The sequence below is a fragment of the Dactylosporangium sp. CA-092794 genome (assembly GCF_050948465.1).
Taxonomy (GTDB): domain Bacteria; phylum Actinomycetota; class Actinomycetes; order Mycobacteriales; family Micromonosporaceae; genus Dactylosporangium.
The window spans coordinates 12,381,298-12,405,931 of the sequence record NZ_CP192044.1 but is presented as its reverse complement, the minus strand read 5'-3'; the positions used below and the strand labels follow the sequence as shown (position 1 = coordinate 12,405,931).

The window sequence follows — 24,634 nt, the reverse complement described above, 5'->3', positions numbered from 1 at the left end:
CGTTAGTTATCCACAGGTCGCGGCCGAACCTTGTCCCCGCCCGGCCGGCGGCGAAAGCTGAACCCCATGACGGGGCTCGCGATGTGGCGAATGGTTGCGGTGGTCGCTGCGGCGGTGTTGATCCTCGGCGCGGCCTGGATCGAGTGGGGCCGGGCCAGGGACAGGCCCGGCGGCCCGTCGCCCGGCTGCCGGGCCGCGCGGGCGCCCGCCGCGACGTCGGCCGGCAGCGGCCTGGTCGTTGCCGAGCGGGGGTTCTCCCGGCTGGATGAGCACACGTTCAGCCTGGGGGCGCTCGTCGAGAACGGCTCCGGAAAGGTCGCCTATCGCACCGCGGTGACGTTCGAGCTGCTCGATCGGGCCGGCGGGGATCGGATCTGGGCGCAGCGGCAGCCCGTCGAGATACCCGTCGTCGGGCCGGGGCGGCGGGTCGCCGTCGGAGTCGGAGCCACCGTGCCGACCGTCGACGCGGCGGAGGTCGGGCGGGTGGAACTGCGGCTCGGCGAGACCCACTGGGCGGCGCCGGACGAGAGCAACCTGCTGTTCCAGGCCCACGACACCCGGCCGGGCCTCGCCTCGGCGGAGCCGGGTTCTTCGCCGTGGGTGGAATTCTGGGCCGCCCGGCCGCCCGCCCGGTGCGAGGGCCTCGTCGAGCGCGGCGCCGCCCTGCTGTTCCGCGACGCCAACGGGACCGTGGTTGGCGGCGACACCGTCGAGGTCTCGCGAGGCTTCTGCTCCGGCGGCGACTTTCCCGACACGTTCGCGGCGCAGTTCGTCCCGCAGCGCGCCGCACTCGACCGGACGGAGCTCTCCGTCTACTGCGACATCGACCCCTCCGGCTAGGCTTCCGGTCGCTACGCCGCGCTCGGTGGCCGCCGGCGCCCGGCGGGTGGGGGGTTGACCGCCGACCGTGGCCCCGCCCAGCGCATCGGGACGCGCGAGCCGGGCACCACTCGGTCGCCATGCCCGCCGGCGGTCGCCATGCCCGCCGGCGGCCGGCGGTGTCGGCGTGCCGGTGCCAGTGCCGGTGCGTGGCGGGCACACCATGGTCGCTCCACGCCGGGCACCGCCCCACCGGCAGAGCGCAACCACCACCGAACCGGCCGTCGCCGCACAGCAACCACCACGAACAGTCGCCGGCCACCTCGTACACCACATCGGCGGACGTGACCTGTCCGACCGCCGCCGGCCACCGCAGGCTGGGCATCGGTGGCCGGCGTTGGGCCACAAGCGGTCATCGGCGCCCCCGGGGCGGCGCGGCGGGCAGCCGGGCGGCGCGGCGGGCAGCCGGGCGGCGCGGCGCGCGGGCGGCGCGGCGGGCGGGCGGCGCGGCGGGCGGGCGGCGCGGCGGGCGGGCGGCGCGGCGGGCGGGCGGCGCGGCGGGCGGGCGGCGCGGCGGGCGGGCGGCGCGGCGGGCGGCGCGGCGGGCGGCCGGGCGGCGGCGGGGGCGGGGGCGGCGGGGCGGCAGGGGCGGGGCGGAACGGCGCGGATCTCGGACCCGTCGGGCGCAACGGCCGATCTGCGCGGGCGGGCCGGACGTATGTCTCCGTGATCATGATGCTCGCGGTGGTCGCACACCGGGTTTGCCATGATCCCGGAGACTTGTGGTACACGGGGGTACATCAGCGCTCCGTGATCATGAAAAACCGTTGGTGTCGGTGCCGGTTGCGCATGATCACGGAGAGTTCCGGTCGCTGGGCCGTGCTTCCGGGCGTGCGGCGTCAGACGGGTGGGACGTGATCGCAGGCTGCGGGGACAGTAGCCCCCAGTTCACGGTCGTGCTGGTTGGGATTCAGGTGCCGCGACCGGGTGGGGCGGCCCCACACCCGGCCGGACCGGGTCCCCTGGACGACAAGGCCCGCATCGGCCGAGCCAACCGCCGTTTACCGCCGCTTGCTTCCGTGCTTCCGCGATCATGGACGATGCGGGGCTGCGGTGGCTACAGCGTGATCGCGGAGAGTTCTGGGCGCGATGACCTTGCCAGTTGGGCGGGCGCTCTGGGGTGGGTGGGGTCAGGCGGTGGTGAAGCACTCGCCGTTGGTCATGATCGGGACGGTGCTGGAGGTGCCGGACTGGACGGCCAAGCCGACGTCCTCGGCGAAGCCGCGCTGGATCAGTTCCTGGCCGCTCACGCAGCGGCGGACGGCGGCCGGGATGTTGCGGACGGCGGCCAGGGCGGCCAGCGACACGGCGGCCTCCACCGACAGCGGGGAGCCGAGCATCGACAGGCCGTCGAGGACGGCGGCGGCGCCCAGCAGGTCCTCGGCGCAGGGGCGGAGGGTGCCGTCCGGCCAGAGCTCGCCGGCGGCGATGACGCCGACCGGGCTGGACTGGGTGCCGTGGCCGTGGGCGTGCAGCCAGCGGGCCACGGCGGGGGCGTTGCGCAGGCAGGCGGCCACGACCGGCACGCCGGTCGAGGCGGCGGCGGAGCAGATCGTGGCGCCGTTGGGGGAAGGGAGCACCAGTTCGTCGACCAGCGGGGCCGTCTGGAGGGCGGCGGGGGACAGGCTCCACGGCTGGTCGGCGTTGGCGTGGCGGCGGCCGACGGCGACCGCGGCGCCCAGGCGGTCGGCGTAGGCGCGGGCCTGCTCGCCCCACGGAAACGGGTGGACGCGGATGCCGCGGGACACGGCCACGTCGACGGCGGTGGAGAAGGACAGGACGTCCACCACCACGAGGACGGAGCAGACGCGGGCCAGTTCGGCCGCGCCGGCCGGGCCCCAGTCGAAGCGGGCGCCCGAGCCGGGCTGGCTGAAGACGCCCTCGGCCATTGGGGTCGCAGCCCCCTCAGGCTTCGTCGTCGTCGAGCGGGGCGTGCGGCACCTCGGGGGCGTCCACCGGCTCGAAGAACGTGGGGCGGGCGCCCCGCTCGGTGCGCGCGCCCGGGTCCGGCTGCGAGCCCGCCGGCGGTGGCCACGAGATCGCGCCCGGGCGGGAACCGGTGTCCGGGCGGGACGCGGCCGCGTCCGGGCGCCGGGCCAGCGGTGGCCACGAGGGCCCGGCGGGGCGGGAGCCGGCGCCGGTGTCGGTGTCGGGGCGGGTTGCCGGCACGTCCGGGTGCGAGGCCGCCGGTGGCCACGAGGGCGAGCCGGGGCGGGATCCGGCGTCCGCGTCGGGGCCGGCCTCCGTGTCCGGAGAAGGGGCCGCGTCCTGGTGCGAGGCTGTGCCCGGGTCGGGTGCCGCGCCGGACGGGGCGTCCGGGTCCGTGAAGGACGCGGGCGGTGCCGGGTCGGTGGAGGCCGAGAGGTCGGGGCCGGGGTCGTTCGGGGTCAGGTAGGCGGGCGCCTCCGTGGAGACCTCGCCGAACAGGGCGGGGAACGTGCCCGTCCAGGCGGCGCGCAGCTCTCCCAGGGCGATGGTGAACTGGCCGCGGACGTCGAGGGCGCGGCTGCGGCCGTCGACCGTGCCGATCACCGTGACCGGGAGGCCGTGCTGGGCGCAGAGGCTGGTGAAGGCCTTCTCGTGGCCGCGCGGGACCGAGACCAGGGCGCGGGCCGTGGACTCCGAGAACAGGGCCACGAACGGGTTCAAGCCCTCCGGGAGGGTGATGTTCGCGCCGCAGTCGTAGCGCAGCGTGGCCTCGACCAGGGCCTGGGCCAGGCCGCCGTCGGAGAGGTCGTGGGCCGAGGAGAGGTGGCCGCGCTCGCCGGCCTCGGTGAGGACGGCGGCCAGGATGCGCTCGCGGGTGAGGTTGACTCGCGGGGGGCGGCCGCCCAGGTGCTCGTGGGTGACCCAGGCCCACTCGGAGCCGGAGAGCTCGTCGGTGGTCTCGCCCAGGAGCATGATCAGGTCGCTGTCGCCGCCGAAGCCCATCGGGACGCGGCTGCCGACGTTGGCCAGGATGCCCAGGACGCCGACGACCGGGGTGGGGTGGATGGCCTGGGAGCCGGTGGAGTTGTAGAAGCTGACGTTGCCGCCGGTGACCGGGATGCCCAGCTCCGCGCAGCCGTCGGCCAGGCCGCGCACGGCCTCGGCGAACTGCCACATGACCTGCGGGTCCTCGGGGGAGCCGAAGTTGAGGCAGTTGGTGACCGCGAGCGGGGTGGCGCCGGAGGCGGCGACGTTGCGGTAGGCCTCGGCGAGGGCCAGCTTGGCGCCGGAGTAGGGGTCGAGGCGGGCGAAGCGGGAGTTGCCGTCGACGGAGAGGGCGATGCCCAGGCCGCTCTGCTCGTCGATGCGCACGACGCCGGAGTTCTCCGGCTGGGCGAGGATCGTGTTGCCCTGGACGTAGCGGTCGTACTGCTCGGTGACCCAGCTCTTGTCGCACAGGTTGGGGCTGGCGGCCAGGCGCAGGAGCGTCTCGCGCAGCTCGACGCCGGTGCGCGGGCGGGGCAGGGTCTCGGCGCGGTCGGCCTGCAGCAGGATCAGGTCGGCGGGCTCGCGCATCGGGCGGGCGTAGACCGGGCCGTCGTCGGCCAGCGAGCCGGGCGGGACGTCGACGACGGTCTCGCCGTGCCAGGTGATGACCAGGCGGCCGGTGTCGGTGACCCGGCCGATCGCGGTGGCGATCACGCCCCAGCGCTCGGCGACGTGCAGCACGTCGTCGAGCTTGGCCGGGTCGACGATGAGCAGCATGCGCTCCTGCGACTCGCTGGCCAGGACCTCCTGCGGGTCCATCGAGGCCTCGCGCAGCGGCACCAGGTTGAGGTCGACGTCCATGCCGGTGCCGGCCGCGGCGCTGGTCTCGGTGAGGGCGCAGGTCAGGCCCGCGCCGCCGAGGTCCTGCACGCCGACGATCAGGTCGCGCTCGTAGAGCTCCAGGCAGCTCTCGATCAGCAGCTTCTCGATGAACGGGTCGCCGACCTGCACCGACGGGCGGCGCTGCTCGCTGCTGCTGTCGAAGGTGGCGCTGGCCAGCACCGAGACGCCGCCGATGCCGTCGCGGCCGGTCTTGGCGCCGAGCAGGACGACCACGTTGCCGGGGCCGTGTGCCTCCTTGTTCTGCAGCCGGTTGACCGGCAGCACGCCGACGCAGAGCGCGTTGACCAGCGGGTTGCCCTGGTAGCAGGGGTCGAAGACGACCTCGCCGCCGATGTTGGGCAGGCCCAGGCAGTTGCCGTAGCCGCCGACGCCGGCCACGACGCCGGGCAGGACGCGCTTGGTGTCCTCGTGGTCGGCGGCGCCGAAGCGCAGCGGGTCCATCACGGCCACCGGGCGGGCGCCCATGGCCAGGATGTCCCGGACGATGCCGCCGACGCCGGTCGCGGCGCCCTGGTACGGCTCGACGAAGCTGGGGTGGTTGTGGGACTCGACCTTGAAGGTGACCGCGATCTCGTCGGAGATGCGGATCACGCCCGCGTTCTCCCCGATGCCGGCGAGCATGAGGTCGGACTTCGGCGCCTTCTCGCTGAACTGGCGCAGGTGGACCTTGCTGCTCTTGTACGAGCAGTGCTCGCTCCACATGATCGAATACATGGCGAGCTCGGACGTGGTCGGCCGGCGGCTCAGGATCTGCCGGATCCGCTGGTACTCATCCTCCCGCAGGCCCAGCTCCGCGTAGGGCTGCTCCTCGTCGGGCGTCTTGCCGGCATCCTCGACGGTGTCGAACGAACGGTCGGCGGGATTGGCGGTCATACACGAGCTCCCAGGTGTGCCAGCACGGACGTGAAGACGCCCAGGCCGTCGATGGACGGGCCGGTGAGGACCTCGACCGCGTGCTCCGGGTGGGGCATGATCCCGACGACGTTGCCGGCGGCGTTGCTGATGGCCGCGATGTCGTGCAGCGACCCGTTGGGGTTTCCGCGGATGTACCGCGCGACGACCCGCCCCTCGCCCTCGAGCTCTTCGAGGGTCCGCTCATCGGCCATGTAGCAGCCTTCGCCGTTCTTCACCGGGATCACGACCTCCTGGCGGGGCTGGAAGCCGACCGTCCAGGCGGTGGTGTTGTTCTCGATGCGCAGGCCCTGGTCGCGGTTGCGGAAGTGCAGGTGCTGGTTGCGGGTGAGCGCGCCGGGCAGCAGGTGGGCCTCGCAGAGCACCTGGAAGCCGTTGCAGATGCCGAGCACGGGCAGGCCGTCGCCGGCCGCCCTGATGATCGACTCCATGACCGCGGAGAACCGGGCGATCGCGCCGGCCCGCAGGTAGTCGCCGTAGGAGAAGCCGCCGGGCAGGATCACCGCGTCGACGCCGTAGAGTTCCGCGTCGGCGTGCCACAGCGGGATCGCCGCGGCGCCGGCGAGGTGCACGGCGCGGGCGGCGTCGCGGTCGTCGAGCGAGCCGGGGAACGTGACGACACCAATGCGGGCGGTCACCGCTGTTCTTCCTCTCCTGGCGCTTCGACCCGCAGGGTGAACTCCTCGATCACCGGGTTGGCGAGCAGCTTGTCGGCGATCTCGCGGGCCCGGTCGAGGTCGGGGGCGCCCTCGAACTCGATCTCGATGCGCTTGCCGATGCGCACGGACGCCACGTCCACCACGCCGAGGCGCGGCAGCGCGTTGGCGACCGCCTGGCCCTGCGGGTCCAGGATCTCCGGTTTGAGCATGACGTCCACCACGACGCGGGCCACGGGGCACTCCTGACGTTGAGTCGGGCGCTCGAGGGCGAGCGACACGAGCCTACCGGGCGGGGCAACGCCGCAGATCACCGGCCGTGTCCGGCCGGTGGACCGCACGGCGCGGCCCAGAAAACATCGCCCGACACGCATCTTACCGGGGCCGGCGGGCAACCAAGATCCGTCGCGCGCCGGGCCGGAACCCGTGGTCAGCGGCGCCTAGAGGATGGGCGGCGGGACGTAGGCGCCGGCCTCCGGGTGCGCCGCGACGATCTCCGCGATCTCCGCCACCACCGCGCTGACCTGCGCGGATGCCGCCCCGACGAAGGTCGCGGGGTCGGCCACCAGGGCCTGGACCTCGGCCGGGGAGAGCCGCAGCCGCTCGTCGCCGGCCAGCCGTTGCAGCAGGTCGTTGTCCTGGATGCCCTTTTCGCGCATGGCGAGGGCCACGCTCACGGCGTGCTCCTTGATCGCTTCGTGAGCATCCTCACGCCCGACGCCGTGCCCGACCGCGGCGACGAGCACCCGCGTGGTGGCCAGGAAGGGCAGGTAGCGGTCGAGCTCCCGGGCCACGACCGCGGGATATGCCCCGAACTCGTCGAGTACCGTCAAAAACGCGGCAAACAGCCCGTCAACGGCGAAAAACGCATCGGGTAGCGCCACCCGGCGGACCACCGAGCATGACACGTCGCCCTCGTTCCACTGGTCGCCGGCCAGCTCGCCGACCATCGACAGGTAGCCGCGGACGACGACGGCGAGGCCGTTGACCCGCTCGCAGGAGCGCGTGTTCATCTTGTGCGGCATCGCCGAGGAGCCGACCTGGCCCGCCTTGAAGCCCTCGGTGACCAGCTCGTAGCCGGCCATCAGGCGGATCGTCGTGGCCAGGCTCGACGGGCCGGCGACCGCCTGGGCGAGCGCGGACACCACGTCGAAGTCCAGCGAGCGGGGGTACACCTGGCCGACGCTGGCGAGCACGTGGCGGAAGCCCAGGTGCTCGGCGACCGCGCGCTCCAGCGCCGCCACCTTGCCGGCGTCTCCCCCGAAGAGGTCCAGCTGGTCGGCGGCCGTGCCGACCGGGCCCTTGATGCCGCGCAGCGGGTAGCGATCGAGGAGGTCCTCCAGCCGGCGGTACGCGATGAGCAGTTCCTCGGCGGCGCTGGCGAACCGCTTGCCCAGGGTCGTGGCCTGCGCCGGGACGTTGTGCGAGCGGCCGACCATGACCAGGTCGTCGTACTGCTTCGCGCGGGCGGCCAGCCGGGCCAGGGTGGCCACCATCCGGTCGCGCACCAGCTGCAGGGAGAGCCGGATCTGCAGCTGCTCGACGTTCTCGGTGAGGTCGCGCGAGGTCATCCCCTTGTGGATGTGCTCGTGCCCGGCCAGCGCGGAGAACTCCTCGATCCGGGCCTTCACGTCGTGGCGGGTGACCCGCTCCCGCTCGGCGATCGAGAGCAGGTCGACGTCGTCGACGACCCGCTCGTAGGCCTCGACCACCCCGTCGGGCACCGGCACCCCGAGGTCGCGCTGGGCCCGGAGCACGGCCAGCCAGAGCCGGCGCTCCAGCCGTACCTTCTCCTCGGGCGACCAGATGCCCACCAGCTCGGGCGAGGCGTAGCGGGCGGCGAGCACATCGGGAATCCGCGGTTTGTCCACGCCGCCCATTCTGCCCACGCCGGGTTACGTGCGCGGCGGGTGGTCGCGTTCGGGCAGGCCGGACTGCAGCGCCACCCGGTCCAGGTAGAACAGCTGGGCGGCCACGCCGAGCAGCAGCAGGAGGATGAGCAGCGGGATCGGCAGCAGGCTGCCGTAGGGCGCGTGGTCGACGTCGAAGTACTCGGTGAGGATCGTCAGGATGGCGTACTGCGCCGTCGGGTGGTGCCCCGACGAGGTGATCAGCGGCCAGATGAGGTCCTGCGCCTGCACGACCCAGGTGGCGACGTAGGCCAGGCCGAGCATCGGCAGCGCGGGCAGCACGAGCGAGCTCCACGGCGCCGGCCGGTTCTCCTGGTGCAGCACCTCGCGCCGCAGGGCCTGGCCGCGGAACAGCAGGGCGAGCACGATCAGCGCCGGGACGGCCAGCCGCGACGGCGGGATCAGCGCGAGGAACGTGTCCAGCCGCCCGGCGGTGGCGCCGGCGGCGAAGGCGCGCAGGGCCAGCGGGGCGGTGCCGACGAACAGGAACAGCCCGAACGGCAGCAGCAGCCACTCGCTGCGCCGGCCGAGCGGGCGCAGGCCGCTGATGCCGAAGGCGGCCAGGGCGGCCGCGGTGACGCCGACCAGCGTGGACAGCAGCGGCGGGATCCAGGTGTTGACCCAGGTCGACGGGGTGCCGGGGGCGGGGGAGACGCCCAGGCGGGAGAGCCACGGCCACAGCCCGGCGATGGTGTCGCCGAGCACGATCAGCAGCAGCACGCCGGCGACGACGGCCGCGACGGCGCGCCACGGTGGCGGGGTCTCGGCGACGTCGGAGCGCACCTGCAGGCGCAGCCCGGTGACGATCGCGATCAGGGTCGCGGCCAGGCCGAGCAGTAGCACGGGCACCAGGACCACGGTCGAGATCGCCGCGCCGGTGCCCATGTCGGCCCGCACGAACGCGTGCTCGTAGCTGAGCAGGGCGGGAGTACCGGCCGAATCCCGCGCCTGGTAGCGGCCGGCCCAGGCGAACGTGAACTCCTGCAGCACCACGGCGAACACGCCGAGCACCGCGAGGCCGCCGGCGATGATCACGCCCGGCCACGGGCTGCGGTTGGTGCGGAACGCGGCCAGATACACCAGCGCCGCTATGGCCGCGAAGACGCCGGCGGTGCCCAGCCAGTAGGCCCACCGCTCGCCGCGGCCGGCGAACACGGCGGCCACGGCGATGCCGAACGGCGAGAACGCGGCCAGCGGCACGACCAGGGCGCCGCGGGCGATCCAGCGCACGACCCGGCCCGAGGAGTGGGCCGCCCACGCCAGCGCCGGCGCGAGCAGCAGCACGATCAGCAGCGGGGCGACGGCCAGGCCGAGCGCGTAGCCCAGCGCCCCGCCCAGCCCGTCGTCGAACGCGCGCCGGTAGTTGTCGAAGCCGACCGAGGAGCCCGGGCCCTGCGCCGTCAGGCCGCGGATGCCGGTGAAGCGGCGGAACGAGGTGCGGATCGTCCAGAAGAGGGGCTCGACGTAGGAGGTGATCAGCAGGATGAGGGCGGGGAGTGGCAGCACCAGGCCGAGGACCACTTGCCAGGCGGGGCGCGGTGCCGCGGGGCGCAGCATCGTGGGCTGGATGGTCATGCACCCCACCATATGGGTCGCGGCCGCTTTCAGCGCGACAGGATCGCGGTCACCCCCTGACCGCCGGCCGCACAGATCGAGATCAATCCCCGGCCGGAGCCCCGCTGGGCCAGCAGCTTGGCCAGCGTGGCGAGGATCCGCCCGCCGGTCGCGGCGAACGGGTGGCCGGCCGCCAGCGACGAGCCGTTGACGTTGAGCCGGTCCCGGTCGATCGCGCCGAGCGGCTCGTCCAGACCCAGCCGGTCCTTGCAGAACGCCGGGTCCTCCCACGCCTTCAGCGTGGCCAGCACCTGCGACGCGAACGCCTCGTGGATCTCGTAGTAGTCGAAGTCCTGCAGGGTGAGCCCCTCGCGGGCGAGCATCCGGGGCACTGCGTACGCCGGGGCCATGAGCAGCCCGTCGCCGCCGTGCACGAAGTCCACCGCGCCGGTCTCGGCGGTGTCGAAGTACGCCAGGATCGGCAGGCTGCGCGCCTTGGCCCAGGCCTCGGAGGCGAGCAGCACGACCGCCGCCCCGTCGGTCAGCGGGGTCGAGTTGCCGGCCGTCATCGTCGCCTGCGGGCCGCGGCCGTAGACCGGCTTGAGCGCGGCGAGCTTCTCCGCCGAGGTGTCCGGCCGCAGGTTCTGGTCGCGCGACAGCCCGAGATACGGCGTGACCAGGTCGTCGAAGAAGCCGCGGTCGTAGGCGGCGGCGAGGCGTCGGTGCGAGGCGAGCGCCAGCGCGTCCTGCTCCTCGCGGCCGATGCCGAACTCCAGGGCGGTGCGGGCCGCCGACTCGCCCATCGACAGGCCGGTGCGCGGCTCCGAGTTGCGCGGGACGTCGGGCTTGAGCTGGGTGGGCCGGAATTTGCTGACCGCGCGCAGCCGGGCGCCGATCGATCGGGCCCGATTGAGCTCCATCATGATCCGCCGGGCGTCGTCGTTCACCCCGAGGGGAGCGTCGGAGGTGGTGTCGACCCCGCCCGCGATGCCCACGGTGATCTGCCCGAGGGCGATCTTGTTGGCGACCAGGATCGCCGCCTCGAGACCGGTTCCGCAGGCCTGCTGCACGTCGTACGCCGGAGTCCGTGGGTCGAGCCGCGATCCGAGCACGGATTCCCGCGTCAGGTTGAAATCGCGGCTGTGCTTGAGCACCGCACCGGCGGCGACCTCGCCGAGCCGCTCCCCGGCCAGGCCGAAACGCGCGACGAGGCCGTCTATGGCGGTGGTCAGCATGTCCTGGTTTGATGCAGTGGCGTAGGCACTGCCCGAGCGCGCAAAGGGGAGGCGGTTACCGCCGACGACTGCTACCCGAGCCGTCGCTTTCGAGGGGGCCATCGGAGTCTCCTTCATCGACGCGACAGGGCATCCTGGCGTTACCCTACTCGCGAGTAGGTTAGCGCGTTTGTTGTGACTGGGGAGGCACCACAAATGACCGATCGCTACGCGGCCTTCGCCCACTCGGGCGCGGGCCGGTTCATCGTCAAGCGACTTGGCCTGCCGGATCCACCAAAGCTGCGCCGGTACGAGTCCGGCGCCGAGTTCGGGCCGATCACCCTCGGCGGGTCGGGCCGGCTCGCCGATCCCACCCGCCAGATCCTCGACAAGCTGCCCCCGGCGGCGGCCGGGGCCGACGAGCGCAGCGCCGCGCTGATCTTCGACGCCAGCGGCATCACGGGCAGCGCGCAGCTGCGGGAGCTCTACGACTTCTTTCACCCGGTAATTCGCTCGCTGCGCCCGTCGGGCCGGATCGTCGTGCTGGGCAGCCCGCCCGAGCTGTGCACGAGCGCCCGGGAGGCCACCGCGCAGCGCGCCCTCGAGGGGTTCGTGCGCTCGCTGGGCAAGGAGGCCGGCCGCGGCACGACCGCCCAGCTCGTCTACGTCGCGCCGGGCGCCGAGGAGGCCACCGAGTCGACCCTGCGGTTCCTGCTGTCGGGGCGCTCGGCCTACGTCTCCGGGCAGGTCGTCCGGATCGGGCCCGCCACCGTGGACGTGCCCGACGACTGGGACCAGCCGCTGGTCGGCAAGACGGCGATCGTCACCGGCGCCGCCCGCGGCATCGGCGCGGCCATCGCCCGGGTGCTCACCCGCGAGGGCGCGCACGCCGTCTGCCTCGACGTGCCGGCCGCCGGCGAGGAGCTGGCCGCCGTCGCCAACGAGGTCAAGGGCACCGCGCTGCAGCTGGACCTGACCGCCGAGGAGGCACCGCGCCGGCTCGCCGACTTCATCGCGACCCGGCACGTGCACGCCGACATCTTCGTGCACAACGCCGGGATCACCCGGGACAAGACGCTCGGGCGCATGGACGAGGGGCAGTGGTCCTCCGTGCTCGAGGTCAACCTCACCAGCCAGGAGCGGATCAACGACGTGCTGGTCGCCGAGAACCTGCTCGGCGGCGACGGCCGGATCGTGTCGGTCTCCTCCGTCGCCGGTATCGCCGGCAACCGCGGCCAGACCAACTACGCCACCTCGAAGGCCGGCGTGATCGGGCTGGTCCAGGCCACCGCCGGGGCGGTCGCCGAGCACGGCCTGACGATCAACGCGGTGGCGCCCGGGTTCATCGAGACGAAGATGACCGCGGCGATGCCGATGTTCGTGCGCGAGGGCGGCCGGCGGCTCAACAGCATGGCGCAGGGCGGCCTGCCGGTCGACGTGGCCGAGACGATCGCCTGGCTGGCCAACCCGGCCTCGGGCGGGGTGAACGGCAACGTCGTGCGGGTCTGCGGGCAGAGCCTGCTGGGGGCCTGACGATGAGCACGACCGTGCTGGACCGCCCGCCGAAGCTGGGTCCGCTCTACCGCGCGGCCGTGCTGCGCCGCTCGGTCGGCGACACGCTGCCGGACCGCGAGCTGCGGCTGGACGGGGTGAGCGTCGACCGGGCGCACCTGGCCGAATACGACCGGGTGTGCGGCTTCCGGCTCGCCGACGCGCTGCCCGCCACCTATCCGCACGTGCTCGCGTTTCCGCTGGCCATGGCGGTGATGACGGCCGCCGACTTCCCGCTGCCGCCGCTCGGGCTGGTGCACGTGGCGAACCGCGTCGACCTGCTGCGCCCGCTGCGGGCCGCCGACACTCTGTCGCTGTCGGTGCGCGCCGAGGCGCTGCGACCGCACCCGCGCGGCACCCAGCTCGACGTGGTCGCGACCGCCTCGGTCGACGGTGTCCCGGCCTGGCGCGGGCGGTCGACCTACCTGCGCCGCGAGGGCCATCCGGGCGATACGTCGGATAGATCCGAAGCGACGGTGGCGGCGAACGCGGTCTGGCGCGTTCCCCGGCGCACCGCGACCGACTACGCCCGCGTCTCGGGCGACCGCAACCCGATCCACACCAGCCGCCTGCTGGCCAGGGCGTTCGGCTTCCGCTCGACGATCGCGCACGGCATGTGGACCAAGGCCCGCTGCCTCGCCGCGCTGGAGGGGCGGCTGCCCGATGTCTACACCGTGCGGGTCGCCTTCAAGCGGCCGATCCTGCTGCCGGCCGCGGTCGGGTTCTCCGCCGCGGCCGGGGGCGGTGGCGGGCGGTGGGGCGTCGCGGTACACGATCGAAGGACAGGCAGCCCCCACCTGACCGGCTCGATCGTTGACCTTGACTGTGCAGACCCCGACGAGGGCGATCGCGCGGACTGAGTTCGCGGGGCCCGCGCTGCTGGTCGCCGCCGCATTCGCGGTGCTGTGGTACTACCGCGTCCCGCCCCTGACCACCGCGGTCTTCGCGCTCTACGTCGCCCTGGGCGTCGCCCTGCCCGGCACGCTGTGGTGGCGCTTCCTGCGCGGCGGCCCGGGCCTCTTCGCCGCCGACGCGGCCGCCGGCCTGGTGGTCGGCTATGTCGGCGAGGTGTTCGGCTACATCCTCGCCCGGCTGGCGGGCGCGCCGCTGCTCGTGCTCGCCTGGCCCATCGGCACCGTGGCGGCGTTCGCCGGGTTCAAGAGCCTGCGCCGGTACTTCCGCAATGCCCCCGGCGCCGAACGCCCGCCGGCGGCGTGGCGGTGGGCGGTGACCGTGCTCGCCGGGCTGACGCTGGTCTGGAGCGTCAAGTTCTATCGGGTGTACGGCCTGACGTATCCCGCCAACGCCTCGCCCGACACCGACTCGACGTTCCACCTGGCGCTGGTCGGCGAGGCCCGCCATCACATGCCGATGCGGGTGCCCTGGATCGAGGGCGAGCCGCTGCTGTACCACTGGTTCGTCTACCCGGAGCTGGCCGCCACCGGCTGGGTCACCGGCATCGAGGCCAACGTGCTGCTGCTGCGCCTGTCGATGCTGCCGATGCTGATGGTGTTCCCGCTGCTCGTGGCGCTGCTCGCGCGCCGGGTGACCGGCGGCTGGTGGACCGGGCCCGCGGCCGCCGGGCTCACCCTGCTGGTGCTCGCGCCCAACCCGTACCAGTGGCAGCTCAACGCCTTCTACCGGGACACCGCGTTCAGCGGCCTGGACGACGGCGCCACGCTGCGCCAGACGGTGTGGAGCGGCCCGACCCAGACCTTCGGCGCCCTGCTCTTCGTGCCGCTGATGCTCGTCCTCGTCGACCTGCTGCACGGCCGGGGCGACCGGCGCCGCTGGGCGCTCTTCGGGTTGCTGCTCGCCGGCGTCATGGGCGCCAAGGCGACGTTCCTGCCGCTGCTGGCCGCCGGCCTGGCCCTGCTGGTCGCGGTCGAGCTGGTGCGCCGCCGCCGCTGGCACCGCCCGGCGCTGGCGGCCCTGCTGGCCACCGCCCTCGCGGCCGCCGTGGCCCAGCTGGTGCTCTTCGGCGGCAGCAGCCAGGGCACCGCGTTCGCCCCGCTGACCGACGTGGCGACCGGCGGCATCGGCGTGACCACCGGGTACACCACCGGCCGGGTACCGTGGCGCCTGCTCGTCCTCGCCATCCTCACCGTGCTGTGCTGGGCCGCCATCTGGGCGGGCCTGGCCGGGCTGACCCGGCGCCGCCCGCTCGCGCCGGAGCTGGTGGTGATGCTGGGCCTGGGCGCCGCGGGCGCGGCGGCGACGCTGCTGCTCGGCCAGGACGGCGACAGCCAGCGGTACTTTCTGGAGTCGGCCCGGCCGTACCTCAGCATCGCCGCGATCGCCGGCCTGTCCGCCTTGCTGCCGGGCCCGATGACGGCGCGCCGGGCTGCCGTGCTGCTGGGCACCGCCGTGCTCGGCGTGATCCTGATCCAGGCCCTGCAGACGGCGGGCCGGCACGACATCCCCAGGTCCTCGCCGAACCTGACCGCCGATCTCGTGTTGCCGTACGTTGCGCTCATCCTGGTAGCCGCGATCGCCACGGTGGTGTTTCACCGGATATGTCCGCCACTCCGTGACGGACATATCCGACATTTCATGATATTGCGTGATGTTAGCGCGCCGGCGCTGGTCATCGCTCTGCTGGCGGGCTTCGGGCTCAACACCTCGGCCCAGCACTTCCTGCTCATCGCCCAGGAATCGCGGCAGGGCGGCTGGCGCGACGTGGTGCGCGAACCGCGGTACATCTCGCCAGGCACCCTGGAGGCGGGCCGCTGGCTGCGCGAGCACTCCGACCCCGACGACCTGGTCGCGACCAACGCCCACTGCCTGATCTTCCAGGGCGAGTGCAGCGACCTGCACTTCTCGATGACGGCGTACTCCGAGCGGCGGATGCTCGTCGAGGGCTGGGGCTTCGCCACGACCGCGCACGAGGAGGCCGCCCGGCGCGGTGTCTGGGTCGGCGCGGTGCCCTACTGGAAGCCGGAGGTGCTGGCCGCCAACGACGCCGTGTTCGCCGGCCCGACCGCCGAGAACGTGCGGGTTCTTCGCGATCGCTACCGAGTCCGGTGGCTGTTCGTTGATGAGACGCAGAGCAGCGTTTCGCCACGACTTGCGGCCTTTGCGCGGTTTCGCTACCGCTCGGGGGCCTGCGTGGTGTACGAGCTGCCCCGTTCCTGACGTGAGGTAGGCGCCCGCCAGTGAAAGCCACGAAGCAACTCGCCGTCCCGTTCAACCAGGGCTTCCTGACCGGGGCCGAGACCGGGTACATGCAGCAGGCGATGACCGGCGGCCCGATGACCGGCGACGGCCCGTTCACCAAGCGCGCGAGCCGGCTGCTCACCCAGATCATCGGCGCACCGCACGCGCTGCTCACGACCTCCTGCACGCACGCCCTGGACATGACCGCGCTGCTGCTCGACCTGGGCCCCGGCGACGAGGTCATCGTGCCGTCGTTCACCTTCTGCTCCACCGCCAACGCCTACGCCCTGCGCGGCGCGGTCCCGGTCTTCGTCGACTGCCGCCCCGACACCCTCAACCTCGACGAGCGGCTGGTCGAGGCCGCGGTCACCGAACGCACCCGGGCGATCGTGGTCGTGCACTACGCCGGCGTGGCCGCGGAGATGGACGCGATCACCGCGATCGCCCGCCGGCACAACCTCGTCGTCATCGAGGACAACGCGCACGGCCTGGGCGGCACCTACCGCGGCCGCAACCTCGGCTCGATCGGCGCGCTGGCCACCCAGAGCTTCCACGAGACGAAGAACGTGCACTGCGGCGAGGGCGGCGCCCTGGTCCTCAACGACGACCGCTTCCACGACCGGGCCGAGATCATCCGGGAGAAGGGAACGAACCGCGGGCAGTTCTTCCGCGGCATGGTGGACAAGTACCGCTGGATGGACCTCGGCTCGTCCTACCTCCCGTCGGACCTGCTCGCCGCCTTCCTGACCGCCCAGCTGGAGCACTTCGCGGAGATCCAGCGCCGGCGCATGCACGTGTGGAACAGCTACCACCGCCGGCTGGCCACCTGGGCGGTCGAGCACGGCGTGATCCAGCCCACGGTCCCCGAGGACCGCAGCCATCCCGCGCATCTGTACTACCTGCTGCTGCCCGACCTGGCCACCCGCTCGGCGATGCTGTCGCACCTGCTGGAGCAGGGCGTGCTCGGCACCTTCCACTACCAGCCGCTGCACCTGGCCCCCGCCGGGGAGAAATTCGGCCGGACCGCCCCAGCGGGCTGCCCGGTGACCGAGGATGTCGCCGACCGGCTGCTGCGCCTGCCCCTGTACGCCGGCATGCGGGACGCCGACATCGACCTGGTCATCGCCGCGGTCGAGTCCTACCACCCGGTCCGCCGCGCCCCGCGCCCGCCGCTGGCCTGCCCCTCGTGACGACAACCGTGGCGCGGGCCCTCACCGACCGCCGCGTCCGCTACGTCCTGGTCGGCGGCGTCTCGTCCGCCGTCTACTACGCGTTGTTCGCCGCGATCTACCTGACCACCCGCCACCACCTGCACTACCTGGCCGTGCCGGTCCTGGCCAACCTGGGCTGCGCCATCGCCACCTATCCGCTGCAGCGCCGCTGGGTCTTCCGGTCGACGGGCCCGATCGTGCCCGGCTTCCTGAAGTTCTATGCGATCTGCCTGTGGGCCTTGGTCTTCACCTACGCCGGCCTGCCGCCGCTGGTCGAACTCGCCCACGTGCCGGTCCTGCTCGCCCAGGCCCTGCTGATCGTCACCGCCCCACTGATCAACTACCAACTCAGCAAACTCTGGGCCTTCCGGCGCTGAAGTCGCTTGCAGGCCATTGATCCGGTCCGGCCTGCGCGTCCCGGCGCCCACGGCGGACGCTGCACACCGCGGAGCACAGCGCTGCGACCAGAAGTCTCCGCGATCATGCCGCACCCGCCACCGACACCAACGGTTTTTCATGATCACGGAGTGCTGATGTACACCCGAGTACCGCAAGTCTCCGGGATCATGAAAAACCCGTGTCGCGCCCACCGCGGGCACCATGATCACGGAGACATTCGTCCGCCCGGCCGGCGTTGACGCCATCCGCCTCCAAGCCGGTCCAGGAGATCACCGTGCCGGGCGGAAACCTCGGCGGCGATGGCCTGCACGGCGACCCACTTGTCGTGTGCCTGTACGTACTGCGCGATGGCAGCGACGATGGTCGCGTCGACCGAGCGGTGTTCGGCCTCCGCGACCTGCTTGAGGTCGGCGAGCAATTCGTCCGGCAGCGTCACCGTTGTCGTAACCACCGGACAATGGTCGCGCTTTCCTGTTCCTGCGTCCACGGTGTGTTCACGGGCGCCTCGAGAGCTCAGCCCTCGCTCTTGACGTAGTGCTCGCGGACTACGTAGGTGGGGCGGCCCATGCCGTGGGCGTGGACGCGGCCCAGGTACTCGCCGAGCACGCCGATGCCGATCATCTGGGCCGACGAGAAGATGGTGACCAGCGACGCCAGTGTCGTGAAGCCGGCCACCTTCGTGTCGCCGGTGAAGTAGAGCCAGACCAGGCGGGCGGTGAGCAGGACGCCGGCGACGCCGATGAGGAAGCCGACGTACGTCACCAGGCGTAGGGGCTTGACCGAGTAGCCGAGGATCATGTTGATCGCGTGCTTGATCAGGGAGCGCAAGGTGAAGCCCGAGCGGCCCTCGGTGCGCTGGTCCATGCGGACCACGACCGAGCCGACCCGGGTCGTGGTCCAGGACAGCACGATGTCGACCGACACGTGCGGGCCGCTGACCTGGTCGAAGCCGGCCCGCAGGAACGTGCGGAAGATGCGCAGCGCGCCCAGTACGTCGGCGTTGGGGACGCCCATGGTGCGGCCCATGACGAGGTTCTTCGCGGCCCAGGAGGTCAGGTTGCGCAGCGGGCCGTGCTCGTCGGACTCCGGGACGGCGTAGACCACGTCGAGGTCGTCGGTGAGGGCGGCCACGAGTTTGGGCAGTTCCTCCGGCGGGTGCTGCAGGTCGTCGTCCATGGTGATGATGCGCTCGAACGAGGCTGCGCGGATGCCGGCGATCAGGGCGTTGTGCTGGCCGTAGTTGCGGGCCATGCGGATCGCCTGGACGTGGTCGTGGCGGGCGGCCAGGGCGCGGGCGGTGTCCCAGGTCTCGTCGGTGCTGTCGACGACCAGGATCACCTCGTGGTGCGGGTGGATGGCGGGCAGCACGGCGTTCAGGCGGTCGACCAGGCGCGGGAGGACGGCCGCCGAGCGGTAGCAGGGGACGACGACGGAGATTGACACCTTCGCGGTACTCCTCACGCGGCGATCGTGATGATGCGGGTGAACTCGTGCAGCAGGTCGAGGCCGTCCCAGACGCCGGCGAAGGTGAGGGCCTGGCCGAAGGGGACGATGCGGTCCAGGCCGCGGCCGGCGAGCGCGGTGACGAAGTCGTCGAGGTCGGCCTGGGCGAAGCCGAAGTGGCTCAGGGTCTGGTCCTTGCGCCGGATCGCCACGGCCAGCTCGGCCAGCGACGGGACGGTCACGTGGCAGACGGTGCCGGCGCCCAGCCAGCCGCGCTGCAGCTCCGCGACGCCGGCCAGGTCGACCTCGGCGAGGGCGGTGCCGGCGAAGGTCACGCGGGTGGCGGCGCCGGTGGCGGCCAGGCCGTACGTGGCCACGTACTTCTCCATGGCCATCGCCGGGTCGACCGTCTGGCCGCGGGCCGCCACCTCCTGGGCGAGCAGGCCGGTGAACTCGGCCCTGGCCGCACGGACCGCGTCGGGGTCGCCGACCCAGCACAGGGTGCGCGGGGACGAGCAGGCGGCCTGGTCGAACCAGAAGAGATCGTTGGCGAGCCCGGCCACCGCCGTCCGGCGCTGGTGCGGGCTCGCCGCCCGCCAGCCCTCGACCGAGATCGCGGCGAAGGACGAGCGGTCCGGAAACGCCAGCTCGCGGGCGAGCGGGCGCAGCGGGTGCCGGCGCAGCGCGGTGACCGACTCGTCGCCACCCCATAGCACGCGGAGGTCGCAGGCGGCGGTGAGCGCGGCGGTCAGGTCATCATCGCGGGGGTACGTCACCATTCGCTGCGTCTGGGCGACCGCGGGATCGGCCCCGGCGAGCGCGTTGTTGAGCGCCTCCAGCACGGCCTCGGCGGCGCCCGCGGAGCGCTGGGAGATGCGCACGATGTTGTGGTTGCCGGCCAGCGCGGACAGCGCCCACGAGTAGACGAAGATCGTGTCGACGTTGGCCGGCGGGAAGTGCAGGACCAGGCCGCGCGGGGCCCGGCGCCGGCCGGCCGCGCCGTCGCCGAGGCGGGCCACGGCCCGGGTCAGCTCGCCCTTGCGCAGGAAGAAGCCGAGCGAGCCGAGCTCGGGGTGGCGGCGGGCCAGGTCGGGGCGCAGCAGGCGGCGGGAAAACTCGGCGAGGAAGTCCCGGATCCGCGCGTCGCCGACGGTCAGCCGCCCGCCGGGCGGCTCCGCACCAACCTCGTCGACCAGATCCCGCAGGCCGATGGATGCGGAAAAATGCGGAAATTTGACCGAGAAGGTCGTCATATAGCGGCTCCGACGAAGGTGTCGCTGCAGCCGCGGGCCTCGGCGCGCGGCAGGCGGCCCAGAATCGAGAAGCGCTTGCCCGGCCAGGCGCCGTCGTCGATGCCGTGCACCACGCCGAGGTCCTCGGTCAGCAAGATGTGACCCGGGTAGGACTCGGGGAGCGTGCTGAGCACCTCGACCAGGCCGGGGCGGCCCGGGGGCAAGGGCGCCAAGGTGTCCGGGTCGCGGATGACGATGTCGGCGAAGTCCGGGCAGTACAGGGAGTCGCCGTCCGGGCCCTCGAGGTAGACGACGCCGATCTGTTCGACCATGCCGTAGAAATTGTGGATACGGGTGAGGCCCGTGTCGGCGCGGAATGCGCGGCGGAACTCCGCGTTGCCGACCCGTTCGGCCTCGAGCTTCTTCCAGCCGCCCGAGTGGACCAGAATTCCGTTGCTGAGGTCCAGGGCATGGGATTTCGCGAGCTCGTACAAGTACCGCCAAATCATGAACGTGAATCCGAAAATCAGGAATGGGCGGGCGCCGTGCGCGGCGAGGAAACGCTGGATGGCCGCGAGGTCGGGGCGGTCGTGCTCGTCCAGGGCCCACACGTGGTCCCGGCCGAAGGTGGCCATGCCCAGCACGCCGGCGCCGCGGGCGCTGAACGAGCGGCGGTTCTTGATGATCGCGGTGCTGTCGATGACCAGCATCGGCAGGCGGCGCGGGCCGAGCACGGTCTGCAGGGTGCGGCCGAGCATGCGGGTCTGCGCGGCGGCGGCCTCGCGATCCAGATAGATCCGGCTGACCGCGCCCGTCGTGCCGCTGGAGGTGAGGACCTTGAAGACCGCCTCGTCCGGAATGCTTTTGAGCTCGTGGGTCTTGAACAGCCGCACCGGTAGCCAGGGCAGTTCGGCGGTGTCCCGATAAATGCGTCCGGGGGCGTGGCCGGTGGCGGCGAGAATGTTGGCGTAGGCCGCGCCGCGCGCCCGGTGCCGCTCGGTCAGCTCGATGAGCCGGGGCAGCAGCCGTGCCTCGCGTTCCGGCGTGGACATCGTGAAGACGCTCATCGCGGTTCCTCCAGCGCCCGATAGTCGATCTTGCCGTTGCGCAGCAGCGGCAGCGCCTCGATCGGGCGCACCTCCAGGCCGGACCAGTGCAGCCGCAGCCGGGCGGCCAGCGTGCGGCGCAGCTCGGCCGGGTCGCCCTCGGTCACGAACACGAGCACGCGGTCGTCGCCGGCCACCGCGGCGGCCGGCCCGGGCAGCAGGCGCTCGAGGTCGTCGAGGTTGAGCCGCACGCCGGAGACCTTGCCGAAGCGCTTGCGGCGGCCGTCGAGGAAGAGGTACCCGTCGGCGTCGAGGTGGCCGAGGTCGCCGGTGACCAGCAGGCCGCCCTGGTCGTCGCCGCGGGCCAGGTCGGCGGCGGTCTCGGCGTAGCCGAGCATGACGTTGGGGCCGCGGTAGAGAACCTCGCCGCGCACGCCCGGCTCGGTGGTCTCGGTGCCGTCCTCGAGCCGGATGCCGAGCGTCCCGCCCGGGACGGCCGGGCCGACCGAGCCGGGCTTGTCCGCGAGCCGCTCCGCGGGCAGGGTGGTGAGCCGCGGGCCCGCCTCGGTCTGGCCGTACATCACGAACAGCCGCCCGCCGGCCGCCGCCATCCGGCCGTGGAACTCGCGCACCAGCTCGGGGCGCAGCCGGCCGCCGGCCTGCGTGAGCGTGCGCAGCGCCGGGTGGCGGGCCGGGTCGAAGCGCAGGCGGAGCAGCATGTCGTACTGCGAAGGCACCAGCGACAGCGTCGTCACCCCGTGGCGGTCCACCGCGCTCCAGAAGCCGCGGCCGAGCAGCCCGCCCGCCTCGACGACGAACGTGGCCCCGGCGGCGAGGTGCGTGTTGAGCACCGACATGCCGTAGCTGTAGTAGAACGGCAGGGCGCTGATCGCCACGTCCGCGGCGGTGATGCCGAGCGCCTCGATGATCGCCGCGGTGTTGGCCAGGACCGCCCGGCGCGACAGGCGGACCAGCTTCGGGTCGCCGGTGGAGCCCGACGTGGCCAGCAGCACGGCCAGGTCGGGGTGCGGGGCGGTCTCCGGCGGCGTTTCGCGGATCCAGCGATGGTCGCTTTGGCGGTGGTACCCCTTGAGCCCGGCCTCCGGCGCGGGCCCGAGGACGGCGGCGGGCTCATACCGTTCGACCAGGTCGGCGAGCGTGTCGTCGGGCAGGCCGGGGTCGAGGAGGGCGAGCGGGCGGCCGGTCTCGAACGCCGTGAGGTATTGCTTGACGGCCTCCACCGTGGTGGTCGCGCGCAGGAAGACCACGCCTTGCGGCACGCCGTCGTAGATCTCGGGGCGCACCGGATCGTCGCTGATCCGGCCGGTTTCGGCGTCGACGAGCCGCGCTCCTGGGCGAATCAGCCGCGTCACACGATCACCCCGCCGTCCACGGCCAGGACCTGGCCCGTCACGAAGCGGGCGCGCTGCGACAGCAGGAACGCCACGACGTCGGCGACGTCCTCGGGGGTGCCCAGCCGGCGCAGCGGCGTCGCCGCGACCCGCTCGGCTCGCCCCGCCTCGTCCAGCGAGTCCAGCAGGTCCGTGGCGATGAACCCGGGCGCGACCGCGTTCACCCGGATCCCGGCCGGCCCGAGTTCCTTGGCCGCGGCCCGGGCGAGGCCGGCCACCGCGGCCTTCGACGCGCCGTACACCGCCTGACCGGCGGCGCCGGCCGTCCCCATGACGGAGGAGACCAGCACGACGGCCGGATCGGCGCCGCGGCGCAGCAGCCTGGCGGCGGCCTGCAAGGTGTGCGCGGCGCCGGCGGCGTTCACCGCGAACAGCCGCTCGACCGTCTCCGCGCCCATCAGGCCCAGCGGCCCGGCCGCGTGGATGCCGGCGTTGACGACCAGGGCGTCGAGGCGGCGGTGCCGCTCGAAGACCGCCCGGACCATCGCCGCCACCTCCTCGGGGCGGCTCACGTCGCCGTGCACGAGCAGGTGGTCGCCGGGGATCTCCGCGGCGGCGGCCTTGGCGGAGCCCTCCTCGCGCCCGTGCAGGGCGAGCGCGTAGCCGTCGGCGGCGAGCGCCGCGGCCACGGCCCGGCCGATGCCGCGGGAGGAGCCGGTGACCAGCGCGACCCGTGGGCCGTCAGCCGGCGAGCGCAACGTCGTGCTTCCCGAGGATCTCGACGGCCTTGCCGAAGGAGCTCAGGTCGATGACCTCGTCGGTGTCGATCATGACGTCGAAGGCGTCCTCGATCTCGGCGATCAGGGTCAGGTGCGCCAGGGAGTCCCACTGCTCGATGCCGCGGTACTCCAGCCGGTCGACGTCGAGGTCCTCCGGCAGGCCCAGCGCCGTGCGGAAGGCGGCGCGGAGTCGGTCGAGGTTGCTCATCGGCGGTCCTTCGGGTGGTGGCGCATCCCGGTGGGTCGTGCGCGAGTTGTACGGTTCGTCCTGTCGTTCAACGACCTAGGGGTGTCCGGGGTGCTGCGCGAGGCCCGCGAGTCCGACGTCGAGACCATCCGCCGCTGGCGCAACCATCCCAAGACCCGCGGCGCGAGCATCTGGACGGCATACATCACGCCGGAAGGCCATGCCCGCTGGTGGACCGCGGTGCAGGCGGATCCCGCGCGGCGGGTCCTGATGTTCGGGTACCGCGGCCACGACTGCGGCGTCGTAACCTTCAACGACCACGATCCGGCCGCCGGTACCGCCGAATGGGGCTTCTTCCTCGACGTCGACGGCCTGCAGGAGCGCGGCGAGCTGCTGCCGGCCTGGATGGAGCTGGAGAAGGCGGCCATCGCCCACGCCTTCGGCGAGCTGGCCCTGCGCTCGTTCGGCGGCCGCACCCTGGCCTGGAACGAGCCCGTGCTCGCCCTGCACCGCCGCTTCGGCTTCGTCGAGGTGCCCGAGCGCCGGTACACCACTCAAATCGACGGCCGCGACGAGCTCGTGGTGTGGACGGAGAAGACGCGTACAACCTGACCGCCGGCCGTACCCGTCTGAGGGAGGACGGTTTCCCGGCGCGACGGAAAGGGCACGTATGGGCGACGCAGCGACCGACGACGAGTACGTCGAGTACGTCATCGCGCGGCTACCGGCGCTGCACCGGTTCGCGTACGTGCTCAGCGGCGACTCGCACCGCGCCGACGACCTCGCGACCACGCTGCCCGGCCTCCGCGTCCAGGCTGCCCACGGTGAGCGCGATCCGCGATCAGGCCCACACGGCCGGCGCTGGACGCCGCGGAGCACAGCGCAGCGACCAGAAGTCTCCGCGATCATGCCGCACCCACCGCCGACACCAACGGTTTTTCATGATCACGGAGTGGTGATGTACACCCGTGTACCACAAGTCTCCGGGATCATGGCAAACCCGTGGTGCGGCCACTGCGGGCATCATGATCACGGAGACAAACGTCCGCCCCGGCCGCACTGATCGGATGCTGGGACCCGACGGGCGAGACATCTGCAACGCCCGCCTTGCCGCGCCGCCCAGGGACGCCGGCGGCCAGCGACGCCCAGCCGCCGGCTGCCGCTTGATCCATCGAGGCCAGTGCAGTTCGGTCGGGCGGATCGACATGCTCGTTAACGTTTGGGGCCGGCGGGAGCGTCCCGGAACGGCCCACCGAGGTGGCGGGCACCGCACACAGTTGAACAAAGTTATCCACAGGCTGTGGGTAATGCCTGTGTGGATTGGGGTCGTTACG

20 protein-coding genes and 1 pseudogene are annotated in these 24,634 nt (G+C 72.8%); 7 read left to right on the top strand and 14 right to left on the bottom strand.

Annotation, left to right across the window (positions count from 1 at the left end):
- Positions 1-66: 66 nt before the first annotated feature.
- Positions 67-840 (top strand): hypothetical protein, encoded by a 774-nt coding sequence (locus tag ACQPXD_RS53805; RefSeq protein ID WP_432832562.1) that lies wholly within the window; start codon positions 67-69, stop codon positions 838-840.
- Between the two features lie 1,169 nt (positions 841-2,009).
- Here ACQPXD_RS53805 and ACQPXD_RS53800 read toward each other — a convergent pair.
- The 7 genes and pseudogenes from ACQPXD_RS53800 to ACQPXD_RS53770 form a co-directional block, all read right to left on the bottom strand.
- Positions 2,010-2,768, bottom strand: coding sequence for a 2-phosphosulfolactate phosphatase (locus tag ACQPXD_RS53800; RefSeq protein WP_432832560.1), 759 nt, complete (start codon positions 2,766-2,768; stop codon positions 2,010-2,012).
- A 525-nt stretch (positions 2,769-3,293) separates the two neighbouring features.
- Positions 3,294-5,571 (bottom strand): annotated as a pseudogene (gene purL, locus ACQPXD_RS53795) (phosphoribosylformylglycinamidine synthase subunit PurL); the annotation flags it as partial.
- Positions 5,568-6,248, bottom strand: a complete 681-nt coding sequence (gene purQ / locus ACQPXD_RS53790; protein WP_432832558.1) for a phosphoribosylformylglycinamidine synthase subunit PurQ — start codon at positions 6,246-6,248, stop codon at positions 5,568-5,570. The gene purQ and the pseudogene purL, both read right to left, overlap by 4 nt.
- Positions 6,245-6,502 carry a phosphoribosylformylglycinamidine synthase subunit PurS gene (purS, locus tag ACQPXD_RS53785; protein WP_432832556.1) on the bottom strand — a complete coding sequence of 86 codons (258 nt, stop codon included), beginning with the start codon at positions 6,500-6,502 and terminating at the stop codon, positions 6,245-6,247. Before purS ends, purQ begins: the two co-directional genes overlap by 4 nt.
- Before the next feature lie 204 nt (positions 6,503-6,706).
- On the bottom strand, positions 6,707-8,137 hold the full coding sequence (gene purB / locus ACQPXD_RS53780; protein WP_432832554.1) for an adenylosuccinate lyase: 1,431 nt from the start codon (positions 8,135-8,137) through the stop codon (positions 6,707-6,709).
- 24 nt (positions 8,138-8,161) lie between these two features.
- Positions 8,162-9,751, bottom strand: coding sequence for a hypothetical protein (locus ACQPXD_RS53775; RefSeq protein WP_432832553.1), 1,590 nt, complete (start codon positions 9,749-9,751; stop codon positions 8,162-8,164).
- A 29-nt stretch (positions 9,752-9,780) separates the two neighbouring features.
- On the bottom strand, positions 9,781-11,067 hold the full coding sequence (locus ACQPXD_RS53770; protein WP_432832551.1) for an acetyl-CoA C-acetyltransferase: 1,287 nt from the start codon (positions 11,065-11,067) through the stop codon (positions 9,781-9,783).
- Positions 11,068-11,160: 93 nt separating this feature from the next.
- Here ACQPXD_RS53770 and ACQPXD_RS53765 point away from each other — a divergent pair, with 93 nt between their 5' ends.
- From ACQPXD_RS53765 to ACQPXD_RS53745, 5 genes are read left to right on the top strand one after another with little or no spacing between them, the layout of a single operon-like run.
- Positions 11,161-12,477 carry a 3-oxoacyl-ACP reductase gene (locus tag ACQPXD_RS53765; RefSeq protein WP_432832549.1) on the top strand — a complete coding sequence of 439 codons (1,317 nt, stop codon included), beginning with the start codon at positions 11,161-11,163 and terminating at the stop codon, positions 12,475-12,477.
- A 2-nt stretch (positions 12,478-12,479) separates the two neighbouring features.
- Positions 12,480-13,355, top strand: coding sequence for a MaoC/PaaZ C-terminal domain-containing protein (locus ACQPXD_RS53760; RefSeq protein ID WP_432832547.1), 876 nt, complete (start codon positions 12,480-12,482; stop codon positions 13,353-13,355).
- Entirely contained in the window at positions 13,315-15,630 is a 2,316-nt protein-coding gene (locus ACQPXD_RS53755) for a hypothetical protein (RefSeq protein ID WP_432832545.1), read from the top strand. The genes ACQPXD_RS53760 and ACQPXD_RS53755 overlap by 41 nt, the downstream gene beginning before the upstream one ends.
- Before the next feature lie 20 nt (positions 15,631-15,650).
- Positions 15,651-16,841 carry a dTDP-4-amino-4,6-dideoxygalactose transaminase gene (gene rffA / locus ACQPXD_RS53750; RefSeq protein WP_432832543.1) on the top strand — a complete coding sequence of 397 codons (1,191 nt, stop codon included), beginning with the start codon at positions 15,651-15,653 and terminating at the stop codon, positions 16,839-16,841.
- Positions 16,838-17,239: a GtrA family protein gene (locus tag ACQPXD_RS53745; RefSeq protein ID WP_432832541.1), complete on the top strand. Its 402-nt coding sequence runs from the start codon at positions 16,838-16,840 to the stop codon at positions 17,237-17,239. Before rffA ends, ACQPXD_RS53745 begins: the two co-directional genes overlap by 4 nt.
- A gap of 227 nt (positions 17,240-17,466) precedes the next feature.
- Here ACQPXD_RS53745 and ACQPXD_RS53740 read toward each other — a convergent pair whose 3' ends face one another.
- The 7 genes from ACQPXD_RS53740 to ACQPXD_RS53710 all read right to left on the bottom strand — a co-directional run bounded on the left by ACQPXD_RS53740 (position 17,467) and on the right by ACQPXD_RS53710 (position 23,321).
- Entirely contained in the window at positions 17,467-17,697 is a 231-nt protein-coding gene (locus ACQPXD_RS53740) for a ribbon-helix-helix domain-containing protein (RefSeq protein WP_432832539.1), read from the bottom strand.
- Between the two features lie 77 nt (positions 17,698-17,774).
- Positions 17,775-18,722 (bottom strand): glycosyltransferase family 2 protein, encoded by a 948-nt coding sequence (locus ACQPXD_RS53735; protein WP_432832537.1) that lies wholly within the window; start codon positions 18,720-18,722, stop codon positions 17,775-17,777.
- Positions 18,719-19,957, bottom strand: coding sequence for an acyl-CoA reductase (locus tag ACQPXD_RS53730; protein WP_432832535.1), 1,239 nt, complete (start codon positions 19,955-19,957; stop codon positions 18,719-18,721). Before ACQPXD_RS53730 ends, ACQPXD_RS53735 begins: the two co-directional genes overlap by 4 nt.
- Positions 19,954-21,003: an acyl-protein synthetase gene (locus ACQPXD_RS53725; RefSeq protein WP_432832533.1), complete on the bottom strand. Its 1,050-nt coding sequence runs from the start codon at positions 21,001-21,003 to the stop codon at positions 19,954-19,956. The genes ACQPXD_RS53730 and ACQPXD_RS53725 overlap by 4 nt, the downstream gene beginning before the upstream one ends.
- Complete coding sequence (locus ACQPXD_RS53720) at positions 21,000-22,355, bottom strand: AMP-binding protein (RefSeq protein ID WP_432832531.1); 1,356 nt, start codon at positions 22,353-22,355, stop codon at positions 21,000-21,002. Before ACQPXD_RS53720 ends, ACQPXD_RS53725 begins: the two co-directional genes overlap by 4 nt.
- On the bottom strand, positions 22,352-23,092 hold the full coding sequence (locus ACQPXD_RS53715) for an SDR family NAD(P)-dependent oxidoreductase (protein ID WP_432832529.1): 741 nt from the start codon (positions 23,090-23,092) through the stop codon (positions 22,352-22,354). The genes ACQPXD_RS53720 and ACQPXD_RS53715 overlap by 4 nt, the downstream gene beginning before the upstream one ends.
- A complete protein-coding gene (locus ACQPXD_RS53710) occupies positions 23,076-23,321 on the bottom strand; it encodes an acyl carrier protein (RefSeq protein WP_432832527.1) in 246 nt (81 codons plus the stop codon). Before ACQPXD_RS53710 ends, ACQPXD_RS53715 begins: the two co-directional genes overlap by 17 nt.
- An 81-nt stretch (positions 23,322-23,402) precedes the next feature.
- Here ACQPXD_RS53710 and ACQPXD_RS53705 point away from each other — a divergent pair, with 81 nt between their 5' ends.
- Positions 23,403-23,912 carry a GNAT family N-acetyltransferase gene (locus tag ACQPXD_RS53705; protein ID WP_432844306.1) on the top strand — a complete coding sequence of 170 codons (510 nt, stop codon included), beginning with the start codon at positions 23,403-23,405 and terminating at the stop codon, positions 23,910-23,912.
- Positions 23,913-24,634: the final 722 nt, after the last annotated feature.